The organism is Flexivirga lutea (assembly GCF_054778955.1).
This window is the reverse complement of sequence record NZ_BAAGZB010000006.1, coordinates 1-12,369: the sequence shown is the minus strand read 5'-3', so window position 1 is coordinate 12,369 and position 12,369 is coordinate 1. Positions and strand designations below refer to the sequence as shown.

Below are 12,369 nucleotides of genomic sequence, written 5' to 3'. Positions count from 1 at the left end.
TCGCGAAAACGCAGTGTCGAGACGGAGCCGTCGCGCCACCCTCGAGCCAGGTCACTCGGTCGGCATACGGCTTGGCTCGCGCCGCACGATGAGATCCGACGCAGCGTGACGACGATGAATCCACCGACTGACGCACTTGGTGCCGAGTGACGCCGTTGCACGTGCGTCAGTCGATGCCAACTGCGTCAGTCGACGATCAGGTCGCACCGCGCGGCGCGGGGCCGGTGGTGTCACCCTCCCGCAGCGTCACCGGCACGGTCACGTCGGCGACCTGCTCACCCGCCAGCAGGTCGCGCACGACCTCCCCGACGGCGCGGCCCTTGTCGATCGGATGCTGGTCGATCGTGGTGAGCGTCCGCGGGAACCACGGCAGCGACACACCGTCGTATCCGGTCACCGAGAGGTCCTCGGGCACGCGCAGCCCGCGGTCGAGTGCGGCCTGCACCGCACCCGCCGCGAGTAGGTCGCTCTGCGCGATGATCGCGGTCGGCGGCCGCTCAGCGTCCAGCAGCAGCCGTGCAGCGGCGTAGCCGGAATCGAAGTCCGGCTCCTCCGCCTCGATCAGCGGCGCGGTCGCGAACACGTCGCGCACCCCGATCGCCCGGTCCCGCGTGTCCGGGAAACGGCTGCGCCGCACCTGCGCGATCGTGCGTGGGCCGGTCGTCCCTCCCCACGCCAACGGCATCATCACGTGTCCGACCCGGCGGTGGCCGAGATCGTGCAACAGCTGCGCGATGGTGCGAGAGGCCGCACGCTCGTCCGCGGTCACCTGCACATCGGCCCCGCGCGGTGCGCCCGTTCCGACGATCGGCACTCCCCGAAGGGCGAATTGCTGTGCCAGCAGGTTGTTCTCGTCGCCGCAGAGCATGAAGACCGCAGCATCCGCCGCGACGCGTGACACGTGGGGCCCGCTGTCGCCATACCCCTCGGCGGTGTCGGGCAACAGCAGCAGTCCGTGCCCCATCTCACCGAGCACCTGGGACAGGCCGTCGAGCACCGAGACGACATACGGGTCGCGGAAGGCGTGCAGGATGCGCCGCTCCACGACCGCCGCGATCACCCCGCTGCGTCCCTGACGCAAGGACGACGCCATCGGGTCCGGCCCCCCGTAGCCGAGCTGTGCGGCGGCCGCCCGGACGCGTTCCGCGGTCTCCGTGGCGACCGGTTTGTTGCCGCTGAAGACCAGCGACGCCGTCGAGGTCGCGACCCCGGCCAGGTCCGCCACGTCACGCAGGGTGACCCGCGGGGTCGTCCCGTGACCCGCTTGACCTGCGACTGGCATGTGGAGCACACTATCGAATCGATTCGATCGAATCGATTCGACGGCTCCCCGGATCTCCCCGACCGACTGGAGTCGCACCAGGAGAGGAACGGCATGACGATGACCGAGCGGGCGGCACCACCACTGGCCGCCCGGCCCGACGACGCCCGGATCCGCCGGGCGATCCTCGCCGTCACCGTCATGTTCGCCCTCAACGGTGCGGCGTTCGCCACATTCGCGTCCCGCCTGCCCGACGTGAAGTCGCTGCTCGGCCTGTCGCCCGCCGGCCTCGGGCTCTTCCTGATCTCCGGCTCGATCGGCAGCGTTCTCGGTTTGCCGATGTCCGGTTGGATCGCCGGCCGTCTCGGTTCCCGGGTCGCGGTGCGGCTGGCCGCGCTGCTCACCACCGCGGCATACATCGGCACCGCGACATCGGTGGCCACTCGCCACCACTGGACCGCCGTGGCGTTCCTCGTCGTCGCCGGGTGGGGCATCGGCCTCTGGGACGTCGTGATGAACCTGGAGGGCGCCATCGCCGAGCGGCATCTCGGCCGCTCGATCATGCCTCGCTTCCACGCCCTGTTCAGCGGCGGCACCGTGCTGGCGGCCCTCATCGGGGCCGGAGCGACCGCCGCGCACGTCCCGGTCTGGTTGCACGTGGGCGCCATGATGTGTCTCCTCGCCGGCGTCGGGTTGTGGGCCACCCATGGTTTCGGCACCCTGCCGCGGTTGCCCGAGAAGGCACCCGGGACGACGCCCGATCCGGCTGCGGGCGAACGGGTTTCGCATCTCAGCGTGTGGCTCGACCCGCGCGTCCTGTTGATCGGCGTGGTGACGCTCGTCGCGGCGTTCACCGAGGGCACCGCCAACGACTGGTTGTCGCTGGCGTTCGTCGAGGGGCACCACGTCCCGACGTGGGCGGGCGTGCTGGCGTTCGCCACCTTCCTGTCCTGTATGACGGCAGGGCGCCTCATCGGCACCAAACTGCTCGACCGGTTCGGTCGCGTCCCGGTGTTGCGGGTCTGCTTCGCTCTCGCGGTCGTCGGTTGCCTCGTCGTCGTCTTCGCACCGACCGCGCTGGCCTACGCCGGCATCGTGGTCTGGGGCTTCGGCGTCTCGCTCGGTTTCCCGGTGGGGATGAGCGCTGCGGCGGACGACCCGGTGCGTGCGAATGCGCGCATCTCGGTCATCAGCACCATCGCCTACACCGCGTTCCTCGCCGGGCCGCCGCTGCTGGGACTGCTGGGTGAGCACGTCGGAGTGCTCCACGCACTGCTGGCCGTGGGCGCCGCCGCGACCATCGCCCTGGGCCTGGTGCCCGCGGTGCGCGAGCCGGACGACCTGGCGGTCACTACCGCGGCGCCGGCCGAGCCGCACTTCCCCGCGTGCACCACGTCCGACCCGGCGGTCCTCCCACCCGGTTGCTTCCGAGAATGACGGCTCTCTCGGAGCCGCCATTCGGCATGGTGAGAGTTCTGCCCACAGCAGAAAGCGTGGGGTACGGCGGGCCGGCGAGGCTACCGTCGATCCATGGGTGAAGTGCGACAGCTCCGGCAGCAACGTTCGATCGTCGAGCCGCTCTGGCGGGAGGTGCTCGGCGCGCAGTTGCGACTGCTCCGCCTGCACCGGCGACGCACCATCACCACCACCGCGCAACGCGCGGGCATCTCCGCCCAATACCTCTCAGAGGTCGAACGCGGCCGCAAGGACCCCTCATCGGAGGTCGTCGCAGCCATCGCCGGTGCCCTGGACTGCACTCTGGCGGAGGTCACCGACCTGACCGTCCGGGAGCTGCGCCGGGAGTCCGCGCGCGCTCGGGCCGAGCAGCTCCTGGAGCTGCCCGGCGGCGCCGTTCGGTCGGCACCGGCGCCACTGCGCGGCCCCGTCGCACTGGCAGCCTGACCTTCAGCTGCTGCGATAGGCCATCACCTCATCGGCCAGGCCATAGTCGACGGCCGCCTGCGGCGTGAAGATCCGGTCGCGGTCGGTGTCCTTGCGCAGGGCATCGATCGGCTGGCCCGTGTGGTGCGCCAGCACCTCTTCGGCCTCCGAACGCAGCCGGATCACCTCGTCCGCCGCCAGAATGATGTCCGGTATGGCGCCGCGGCCGCTGCCGGACGGCTGGTGCAGCAACACCCGGGAGTGCGGCAACACGCTGCGTCTGCCCCGTGCGCCGGCCGCCAGCAGGATCGCGGCCGTCGAGCAGGCCTGGCCGACACAGGTCGTCGCGACCGGTGATCGCACGAACTGCATGGCGTCATACACCGCGAATGTCGCGGTCAGCGAGCCACCCGGCGAATTGATGTAGAGATTGATCTCCTGGTCCGGGTTCACCGACTCCAGGTGCAGGATCTGCGCGATCAGCGCATTGGAGACACCATCGTCGATCTCCGTGCCGAGATAGACGATCCGCTCCGACAACAGGTGGCTGTAGACGTCCATCACCCGGTCACCGCGCGGCGACGAAGCGATCACGTTCGGGATGGTGTACGCACTCATGTCGCTTGCGAAACTCCTAGTCCGACAGGTGTTTTCCGTGGTTTGATGCGGTCGAGGTCATCGATGACCAGGTCGATGAACCCGTAGTCGACAGCGTCCTGGGCGGTGTACCAGCGATCGCGCAGTGAGTCCTCGAAGATGCGCTCCGCCGGCTGTCCGGTCAGCTCGGCGGTGATGCCGAGGACGGTGTCCCGGGTGTGCCGCAGATCGTCCGCCTGCAGCTCGATGTCGACGGCGGTGCCGCCGAAACCGGCACTGCCCTGGTGCATCAGGATCTTGGAGTGCGGCAGCGCGTAACGCTTGCCCCGCTGCCCGGCGGTGAGGATGAACTGCCCTGCACTGCAGGCCAATCCGAGCGCCAACGTCGAGACGTCGTTCGGGATCGCCTGCATGACGTCCATGATCGCGAGCATCGCCGGCACGGAACCGCCGGGTGAATTGATCCAGAAGCTGATGTCCGCGCGTGGGTCGGCGGCAGACAACAGGTAGAGCTGCGAGATGAGCCGAGTGCCGATCTCGTCGTCGAGCGCGGTGTCGAGGACGATGATCCGCTGATCGAGCAGATGCTCGGCGAGTTGCCGACTGAGTGGATGTGGTGGTCTGGGTTGTTCCTCGGACATGCCCTCAGGATCTGACAATGCCGTTGTGGAAAAACAGGTTTCACTGCTGTGAGCAGCGAACTCCGCGGTCGCGGCGCCCGGGCCCCCCACCCTCGTCCGTAGGATCAGGTCATGACTGCGGACTCCGATCGAGCACGCGCCGACCTGGCTCCCGAAGGGGTGCTGCGTGCGGCGATCAACCTCGGCAACCCGGTGCTGGCACATGGCGACGCCGACCGGCCCGGCGGGATCACGGTGGACCTGGCCCGCCAGGTCGCTGAGCGGTTGGGCGTCGAGGTCGAGTTCCACTGCTTCGACGCTGCGCGCAAGTCCTTCCACGAAGTCGTCGAAGGAAGCGCGACGCTCGGCTTCCTGGCCGTGGAGCCGGCTCGCGCGCGGGAGGTCACCTTCACGGCGCCCTACGTGCTCATCGACGGCGTGTATGCCGTGCCGGACGCGTCGTCCTGCACCACACCGTCGGATGTCGACGCCACCGGTGTGCGGGTCGGCGTGAAGGAGGGCTCGGCATACGACCTGTTCCTGACCCGGACGCTGCAGCACGCGACGATCGTCCGCGGCGTCGACGGGACCGCAGTGTTCCTCGAACAGCAACTGGACGTCGCCGCGGGCATCCGCGAGCCGGTGACCGAGTTCGCCCATGCGCAGGGCGGCATACGGCTGCTCGACGAACCGTTCATGCAGATCCGCCAGGCGATGGCCACCGGGCCGTTCGCCGCGCCGAGCACCACGCAGTGGCTGGACAACCTGCTGGACCGCTTGGCCGCCGACGGTTTCGTCGCGGAGGCGCTGCGCAGCTCCGGTCAGTCCGAGGGGCTCGCCGCGCCACGCGGCCGCGGATGACAGGCTGGAGACATGCCCAACCGTCTCGCGGAATCCCTCAGCCCCTACCTGCGTCAGCACGCGGACAACCCGGTCGACTGGCAGGAGTGGGGCGCGGAAGCGCTACAGGACGCGGCGGACCGGGACCTGCCGATCCTGTTGTCGGTCGGCTACGCCGCCTGCCACTGGTGCCACGTCATGGCACACGAGTCGTTCGAGGATGCGCAGGTCGCGGCGGCGATCAACGCGTCCTTCGTCGCGATCAAGGTCGACCGCGAGGAACGGCCCGACATCGATGCCGCCTACATGACGGCCACGACCGCGATGACCGGCAGTGGCGGCTGGCCGATGACCTGTTTGCTGACGCCGGACGGCAAGCCGTTCTTCGCCGGCACCTACCTTCCGAAACCGCAGTTCCTGCAGCTGCTCTCGGCGGCGAAACACGCCTGGGACCACCAGCGCGAGGAGGTCAGGGCCTCGGGCGAGAGTGTCGCCGGGCAACTGGCCGCCGCCGCGACGCGTGGCAGCACCGCAGCCCTCACCGACGAGGTCGCCGCTGAGGCCGTCGCCGCACTGCGGGCGTCGTACGACCAGACGTACGGCGGTTTCGGTGACGCGCCCAAGTTCCCGCCGTCCATGGTGCTGGAGTTCCTTCTCCGCCACCACGTCCGCACCGGCAACGAGACAGCCCTGGCGATGGCCGAGCACACCTGCGAGGCCATGGCCCGCGGTGGCATCTACGACCAGCTCGCCGGCGGGTTCGCCCGCTACAGCGTCGACGCGACGTGGACGGTGCCGCACTTCGAGAAGATGCTCTACGACAATGCCCAGCTGCTGCGCGTCTATGCGCACCTGTGGCGCGCGCGCCGAGCGCCACTGGCGGCGCGCATCGCCACTGAGACGGCGCAGTTCATCATTCGCGACCTCGGCACGGCCGAGGGCGTTTTCGCCAGCGCCCTCGACGCCGACACCGACGCCGTGGAGGGAGCGACCTACGTCTGGTCGCCGGCCGAGCTGCGGGAGGTCCTGACCGATGACGATGCCGATCGTGCAGCCGAACTGCTCGGCGTGACCGCACCAGGCACCTTCGAGCACGGCACCTCGACTCTTCAGCTCGCGCAGGACCCGGAATACCTCGATTGGTGGGAGGCGACCCGCAGGACGCTGCTCGACCGGCGTTCGCGTCGCCCGCAGCCCGCGCGCGATGACAAGGTCGTCACCTCATGGAACGGCCTGGCCATCGCGGCGCTGGCCGAAGCAGCGATGATCCTCGGAGAGCACGAATGGCTCGATGCGGCAACGACTGCAGCCGATTTCCTGCTCGCGCGACACATCGTGGGCGGACGCCTGCGCCGCACCTCGTTGGCCGGCCGGATCGGGGCGGCCGACGCCGTCGCGGACGACTACGGCAACTTCGGTGATGCGCTTCTCGTCTTGCACCAGGCAACCGGCGAGCGGCGCTACCTGACGGCCGCCGCAGAACTGCTGACCACCGCGCAGCGATTGTTCTCCGACGATTCCGGCGGCTTCCGGGATGCGGCCGCAGACGGGGAGCAATTGTTCTTCACCCCGCGCGGTGCCGGAGACAACGCCGAGCCGTGCGGCACCTCCAGCCTGGCCGGCGCACTGCTCACCCTCAGCGCGCTGACCGGAGACACCGCCAGCCGCGCGCGGGCCGAGTCGGCGCTTGCGGCGATGGGCGAGATCGCCACGCAGGCGCCGCGATTCGCCGGATGGGCCCTGGCCGTCGGGGAAGCAGCGTTGGCCGGTCCGGTGCAGGTCGCCGTGGTGGGCGACGATCGAGCAGCCCGCGGGCTGGCGCGCACCGCGTGGAGCATGCCCGCGGCGGGGACGGTCATCGTGCACGGCCGTCCCGACTCCGAGCAGAGCCCACTGCTCGCCGACCGTCCCCTGGTGGCCGGCCGATCGGCGGCCTATGTCTGTCATGGTTTCGTCTGCCGGACGCCGGTCAGCGATCGCGACGCGCTGCTCGGTGAGCTGACCGGCCCGTCGAGCCGCAACAGCTGAGCGCCGTTTTCCCACAACACTTTTCGAAGCCATTCGGCACCCAGGTCGAGTCGTGCGAGCGCCGACAACTGATGTGCGTAGGGGTACGGGATGTTCGGGTAGTCGGACCCCAGGACGACCCGATCGCCGAGCTGTGCCAAGCGCGGGACATACCCGTCCGGCAGCGGGGCAAAGCGCTCGGTGAAATCGGTGGCGACCATGGTGGTGTCCAGCCACACGTTCGGGAAGCGCTCCACCAGGTCGGCGAACTGGTGGTATTCCGGCATGCCGGCGTGCGCGACGACCAGGGTGAGCTGCGGGTGTTTCGCCAGCACCCGGCTGATCCGCTCGGATCCGGTGAACTCCCCTGCCAACGGTGCCGATCCCGCGTGTATGACGACTGGTGTCCCGGCATCGGCCAGCTGTGCCCAGGCGCCGTCCAGCTGTTCGTCGTCCGGCGCGTAGGCGCCCACCTGGACGTGCATCTTGAACAGTCGTGCGCCGGCGTCGAGTGCCTGCCCCACATAGTCGGCGACGTCGGGCTCGGGGTAGAGCGTGGCGCAGTGGACGCCGTCGGGCACCCGTCGCGCGAAGTCCGCGTTCCAGTCGTTCAGCCAGCGCGCCATACCGGGCTTGTGCGGATAGGTCAGCGCCGGGATGGCCCGCACGCCGAAGCCGCGCAGCACGGCGAGCCGGGTCGCCTCGTCGAAGCGGTAGGTGATGGGCCACGGCGCACCGTAGTGGCCTGCGGCTGCGTCGAAGTAGGCCCACACCTTGCGCAGCATCGGCTCGGGCAGGAAGTGCACATGGACGTCCGCAAGGCCGGGAATGCCCAGCGTCCGAAGGTGATCGGGGATGTCGGCGTCGGTGGCCGGTCCACGCGGCGTGGTCTGCTGGGCCTGCGTCGGAGCCGCCATGGCGCCAGCTTAGCGACACGGCCCGCACCGACCTGGAGTTGAATGGAGCCATGACTGACGCGTCTTCACCGGCCCAGCGGGAAATCCTCAGCTGGGACCTGTTCGGCAGCGCGAGCCGAGAGCTCGCCCGAGCGATCCACGACGACGGATACCGGCCGGACCTGATCATCTCCATCGCCCGTGGCGGACTCATCCCCGCCGGCGCGATCAGCTACGCGCTCGGGATGAAGAACGTGCACGTGCTCAACGTCGAGTTCTACACCGGCGTGGACGAGCGCCTGCCGATGCCGGTGATGCTCCCGCCGGTGCCCCAGCCGGTCGACCTGTCCGGTGCGACGGTGCTGATCATCGACGATGTGGCAGACACCGGCGGCACCCTGGATCTGGTGCGCAGGTTCTGCGAGGGCCACGTCAAGGAGACCCGCTCGGCGGTGATCTACGAGAAGTCGCGCTCGATCGTCAAGTGCGAATACGTCTGGAAACGCACGGATCAGTGGATCGACTTCCCCTGGTCGAGTCAGCCCGAGATCGGGTGACCCTCAGCCCTGCGGGCGCAGGAACGGGAACGCCAGCGTCGCCTTGATGTTCTGTCCGGTGAGCATCATCACCACCCGGTCGACCCCGATGCCCAAGCCACCGGTCGGCGGCATGGCGAGCTCCAGCCCGGCGAGGAACGCCTCGTCCAGCTGCATCGCCTCCACGTCACCGCCCGCGGCGGCAAGCGACTGCTGGGTGAAGCGTTGCCGTTGGTCCACGGGGTCGGTCAGTTCGCTGTATGCCGTGCCCAGCTCCGTGCCGAACGCCACCAGGTCCCACTGTTCGGTCAGCAGCGGGTTGTCCCGGTGCCGCCGGGCCAGTGGGGACACTTCGACGGGGAAGTCGCAGTAGAACGTGGGGAAGATCGTCTGCTTCTCCACGAGTGCTTCGTACAGCTCCATGACGAGTTTTCCGACGGACTGATCGGAGTGCACCGGGATGCCGTGGTCGCGGCAGATCTGCGCGACCGCCTCGCGCTCCGTGGCAGTGCTGATCGGCACGCCGGTCGCGTGGGAGACTGCATCGTGCACGGTCATGATGGGCCACGGGGTGGAAAGGTCGACCTCGTCATACCCGCCGGAGCCGTCGGGCCGCAGCGCCACCGGCCGGCCGTGGACGGCGGTCGCCACGTTGAGCAGCACGTCACGGGTGAGTTCCCGCATGGTCGTGTAATCGCTGTAGGCCGCATAGGCTTCCAGCGAGGTGAATTCCGGGTTGTGCGTCGCATCGACGCCCTCGTTGCGGAAGTTGCGGCCGATCTCGAAGATGCGTTGCATGCCACCGACCGCGAGCCGCTTCAGGTAGAGCTCCGGCGCGATCCGCAGATAGAGCTCCATGTTGTAGGCGTTGATGTGGGTGGCGAAGGGCCGCGCCGCCGCCCCGCCGTGCACCGGCTGCAGCATCGGTGTCTCCACCTCGAGATATCCGCGGTCCTGGAAGGTCTCACGCATCGCGCGGACAGCGGCCGAACGCTGTACCAGCAGCCGCCGAGCGTCCCGGTCGAGGATGAGCTCGAGCGAGCGATTGCGCGCACGGGTGTCCTCGCTGGGCAGGACACCGAGACCGGGTACCGGGCGCAAGCACTTCGCGGCCATCTGCCAGGAGTGCAGCAGCACCGACAACTCCCCGGTGCGGGAGGTCGCCACGGGGCCGGTCACGCTGACCAGGTCGCCCAGGTCCACGGTGCGGCGCCACAGACACCGGGCGTCGTCCGGCGAATCCGCCGCCGTGACGATCACCTGCAACGTCTCGTACCCGTCCTCCAGCACCGCGAAGCTCACGCCACCCAGGTCGCGCAACGCGCGCACCCGGCCGGCGACGGAGACCACCTGATCAGTGACCCGGTCCGGAGGCAGTGCGGCATACCGCTGGCGGATGTCGTAGGCGCGATCGGTCCGCTGGACGGCCACCGGATATCCGTTGACGCCGGCCTCGTCGAGCACCTCGAGTTTGTCCCGTCGCACCCGCTGCTGCTCGGAGAGCCGGACCGGCGGCGGCGGCGGGAGCAGCAGGGCGTTCTCCTGCTCCCGCACGCGATCCACGAACCACGGCTCCGCCCGAGGTGGCTGCACATCCGACGGTCGCGGACCGGTCAGCACACGTGGGCCCATCATCGGCACGAAACCCTCGGCGATGCCCATCGCCAGCCCGGCACGCGGCACCGTCAGTGCCGGGTCGTAGCACAGCAGCCGGGGCACCCAGGTGGGCTTGTACTTGTCGTTGGACCGGTAGAGGGTCTCCAACTGGAAGAAGCGCGAGGCGAACGACAACGCAGCGTCGTTGAGCCGGGTGATCGGGCCGGCGCCGACCTGATCGGCGCTGCTGAACACCTCACGGAAAACGGCGAAGTTCAACGAGATCCGCCGTATGCCGTGCTCTGGCGCGGCCTCGATCAGCTCGGAGACGAGATATTCGTTGAGGCCGTTCTCGGCGTCCCTGTCACGCCGCATCAGGTCGAGCGACGCCCCGCGCACCCCCCAGGGCACGAACGACAGGAAGCCGCGGATCCGTCCGCTCGCATCGTGCGCCGTGATGATCACACAGCGGCCGTCGGCTGGATCGCCCAACCGGTTGAGCGCCATCGAGAAGCCGCGTTCGGTCTCCTCGCCGCGCCACTGCTCGGCCAGCTCGCCGATGGTGTCGAGCTCGGCAGTGGACAACTCGGCGTGCCGCCGGACCCGGGTGGTGTAGCCGGCACGGCGTAGACGGGTCACCGCCTGGCGCACCGGCCGCATGGACCGGCCGCGCAGGGAGAAGGTCTCCACGTCGATGATCGCCTCGTCACCCAGCGCGAAGGCCTTCAGCCCGGCTTCGACATACTCGTGCGAACCGTGCTCGGAACTGGACAGCACCGCAGGATAGAGACCATGGGAACGGCACTGCTCGAGCCATGCCTGTATGGCGGACTGCCAGGATGCGGGCCGGCCGATCGGGTCCGCGCTCGCGACGCTGACGCTGCCTTCGTTGCGGTAGGTGACCGCCGCCTGACCGTCGGGTGAGAACACCACGCTCTTGTCGCGGCGGGTGGCGAAGTAGCCGAGGGAGTCCCCCTCCCCGTGCAGCAGCAGCAGCCGGCGGATGGCGAGCTCCTCGTCCGCCGTCTGGAACTGCCGGCCGCGTCCGGAGCGCAGGAAGACCAGGCTCGCGAGCAACAGGGCGATGGTCGACATGATGCCGGCCAGCCCGTAGACCCACGGGTGACCGGAATGACCGTGCAGTCCCGGAGTGCCGGGTTCGGAAGTGAAGCCGAAGGTGGACCGGAGCGCGAAGCGAGCGATCTCATGCGTGCCGCGCAGCGTGTTGTCGGCCGTCGCCGAGATGGCGAAGGTGATGAGGAAGGAGGCCAGCAGGCCACTGACCAGGACGGCGGCAGCAGCGGTCCGGCTTCCTTCCGCCAGACGTGCGGGAAAGCAGCGCCGGCTCGCCGCGACGGCGAGAAGGACCGCGAGGCCGATCACGAAAGCCACGGCGGTGGTCGGCACACTCGTGACGAACGAGTGATAGTCCCGATCGAACCCGGTCAGCCGTGAGTCCTGCAACCAGTCCTGGCGGAAGATGGCACCGAGCAGCAACAAGAGGCTGCTGAGCACGCTGAGGAACATGAGCACCACGACGACCGTGTGACCGAACCGAAGCCGTCGCCGCACCGCGCCCGCGAGCACGAACAGCAAGCAGACGATGAACAGGCTCGGTTCGGCCGGCACGTTCACCAGGCCGAGGACGTCGTCGATGATCGAGACGACGATGTTGTCGTGCAACGGCACACTGAGCAGGGAGAGGACCGCGCCGAACATGAAGGCACGTCCGGTCCAGCGAGCGACGAGTTCGCGCCACGGCACCGGAGTGCGTTGCCGGACGGTCGGGCCGCCGTACGGGTTGAACGAGCCACGCAACAGTTTCGGGACCCACCCCACGTCGCCGATCACACCTGCGCTCCTTCGCCCTCACGCACGACTCTCGAACGTCGGGCCGATCCTACAGTTGCGAAGATAAGAAATCGCCGAAGCCGTCGGCGCATCAGAGGGCCGACCGGCACAAAGAAATGTGGCCCCGCCTGACTCAGGCGGGGCCACATTGAATGATTGTTCGGCGGTGTCCTACTCTCCCACACCCTACCGAGTGCAGTACCATCGGCGCTGAAGGGCTTAGCTTCCGGGTTCGGGATGTGACCGGGCGTTTCCCACTTCGCTATAACCGCCGTAACCCTGTG

10 protein-coding genes and 1 rRNA gene are annotated in these 12,369 nt (G+C 68.9%); 5 read left to right on the top strand and 6 right to left on the bottom strand.

What is annotated here, in order from left to right; all coding sequences use genetic code 11:
- Positions 1–196 precede the first annotated feature (196 nt).
- Positions 197–1,282, bottom strand: coding sequence for a LacI family DNA-binding transcriptional regulator (locus tag ACYVBN_RS17070; protein ID WP_460601556.1), 1,086 nt, complete (start codon positions 1,280–1,282; stop codon positions 197–199).
- A gap of 93 nt (positions 1,283–1,375) precedes the next feature.
- Between ACYVBN_RS17070 and ACYVBN_RS17065 the strand changes: the two genes are divergently transcribed.
- Together ACYVBN_RS17065 and ACYVBN_RS17060 are read left to right on the top strand one after the other, a co-directional pair.
- Positions 1,376–2,698 (top strand): MFS transporter, encoded by a 1,323-nt coding sequence (locus tag ACYVBN_RS17065; protein WP_460601555.1) that lies wholly within the window; start codon positions 1,376–1,378, stop codon positions 2,696–2,698.
- Between the two features lie 93 nt (positions 2,699–2,791).
- Positions 2,792–3,163, top strand: a complete 372-nt coding sequence (locus tag ACYVBN_RS17060; protein WP_460601554.1) for a helix-turn-helix domain-containing protein — start codon at positions 2,792–2,794, stop codon at positions 3,161–3,163.
- 3 nt (positions 3,164–3,166) lie between these two features.
- Here the strand turns inward: ACYVBN_RS17060 and ACYVBN_RS17055 are convergent, their stop codons facing one another.
- Both ACYVBN_RS17055 and ACYVBN_RS17050 read right to left on the bottom strand, forming a co-directional pair.
- Positions 3,167–3,760, bottom strand: a complete 594-nt coding sequence (locus ACYVBN_RS17055) for a ClpP family protease (protein ID WP_460601553.1) — start codon at positions 3,758–3,760, stop codon at positions 3,167–3,169.
- Entirely contained in the window at positions 3,757–4,380 is a 624-nt protein-coding gene (locus ACYVBN_RS17050; RefSeq protein ID WP_440282433.1) for a ClpP family protease, read from the bottom strand. Before ACYVBN_RS17050 ends, ACYVBN_RS17055 begins: the two co-directional genes overlap by 4 nt.
- Before the next feature lie 111 nt (positions 4,381–4,491).
- On the opposite strand from ACYVBN_RS17050, the gene ACYVBN_RS17045 reads away from it, so the two are divergent.
- Both ACYVBN_RS17045 and ACYVBN_RS17040 read left to right on the top strand, forming a co-directional pair.
- Positions 4,492–5,220 (top strand): type 2 periplasmic-binding domain-containing protein, encoded by a 729-nt coding sequence (locus ACYVBN_RS17045; protein ID WP_460601552.1) that lies wholly within the window; start codon positions 4,492–4,494, stop codon positions 5,218–5,220.
- Between the two features lie 12 nt (positions 5,221–5,232).
- Positions 5,233–7,227 (top strand): thioredoxin domain-containing protein, encoded by a 1,995-nt coding sequence (locus tag ACYVBN_RS17040; protein WP_460601551.1) that lies wholly within the window; start codon positions 5,233–5,235, stop codon positions 7,225–7,227.
- On the opposite strand, the gene ACYVBN_RS17035 is transcribed toward ACYVBN_RS17040, so the two are convergent.
- Positions 7,143–8,123 carry an amidohydrolase family protein gene (locus ACYVBN_RS17035; RefSeq protein WP_460601550.1) on the bottom strand — a complete coding sequence of 327 codons (981 nt, stop codon included), beginning with the start codon at positions 8,121–8,123 and terminating at the stop codon, positions 7,143–7,145. The two genes, ACYVBN_RS17040 and ACYVBN_RS17035, sit on opposite strands and share 85 nt — an antisense overlap.
- 50 nt (positions 8,124–8,173) lie before the next feature.
- Here ACYVBN_RS17035 and ACYVBN_RS17030 point away from each other — a divergent pair, with 50 nt between their 5' ends.
- A complete protein-coding gene (locus ACYVBN_RS17030; protein WP_460601549.1) occupies positions 8,174–8,659 on the top strand; it encodes a phosphoribosyltransferase in 486 nt (161 codons plus the stop codon).
- Positions 8,660–8,662: 3 nt separating this feature from the next.
- On the opposite strand, the gene lysX is transcribed toward ACYVBN_RS17030, so the two are convergent.
- Both lysX and rrf read right to left on the bottom strand, forming a co-directional pair.
- Positions 8,663–12,085 carry a class-II aminoacyl-tRNA synthetase family protein gene (gene lysX / locus ACYVBN_RS17025; RefSeq protein ID WP_460601548.1) on the bottom strand — a complete coding sequence of 1,141 codons (3,423 nt, stop codon included), beginning with the start codon at positions 12,083–12,085 and terminating at the stop codon, positions 8,663–8,665.
- Positions 12,086–12,243: 158 nt separating this feature from the next.
- Positions 12,244–12,361: ribosomal RNA gene (gene rrf, locus ACYVBN_RS17020) — 5S ribosomal RNA — on the bottom strand.
- Positions 12,362–12,369 lie beyond the last annotated feature (8 nt).

Coding starts and splice junctions, on each gene's coding strand:
- ACYVBN_RS17065 (WP_460601555.1), top strand. CDS start 1,376: ATGACGATGACCGAGCGGGCGGCACCACCACTGGCCGCCCGGCCCGAC.
- ACYVBN_RS17070 (WP_460601556.1), bottom strand. CDS start 1,282: ATGCCAGTCGCAGGTCAAGCGGGTCACGGGACGACCCCGCGGGTCACC.
- ACYVBN_RS17060 (WP_460601554.1), top strand. CDS start 2,792: ATGGGTGAAGTGCGACAGCTCCGGCAGCAACGTTCGATCGTCGAGCCG.
- ACYVBN_RS17055 (WP_460601553.1), bottom strand. CDS start 3,760: ATGAGTGCGTACACCATCCCGAACGTGATCGCTTCGTCGCCGCGCGGT.
- ACYVBN_RS17045 (WP_460601552.1), top strand. CDS start 4,492: ATGACTGCGGACTCCGATCGAGCACGCGCCGACCTGGCTCCCGAAGGG.
- ACYVBN_RS17035 (WP_460601550.1), bottom strand. CDS start 8,123: ATGGCGGCTCCGACGCAGGCCCAGCAGACCACGCCGCGTGGACCGGCC.
- ACYVBN_RS17050 (WP_440282433.1), bottom strand. CDS start 4,380: ATGTCCGAGGAACAACCCAGACCACCACATCCACTCAGTCGGCAACTC.
- ACYVBN_RS17040 (WP_460601551.1), top strand. CDS start 5,233: ATGCCCAACCGTCTCGCGGAATCCCTCAGCCCCTACCTGCGTCAGCAC.
- ACYVBN_RS17030 (WP_460601549.1), top strand. CDS start 8,174: ATGACTGACGCGTCTTCACCGGCCCAGCGGGAAATCCTCAGCTGGGAC.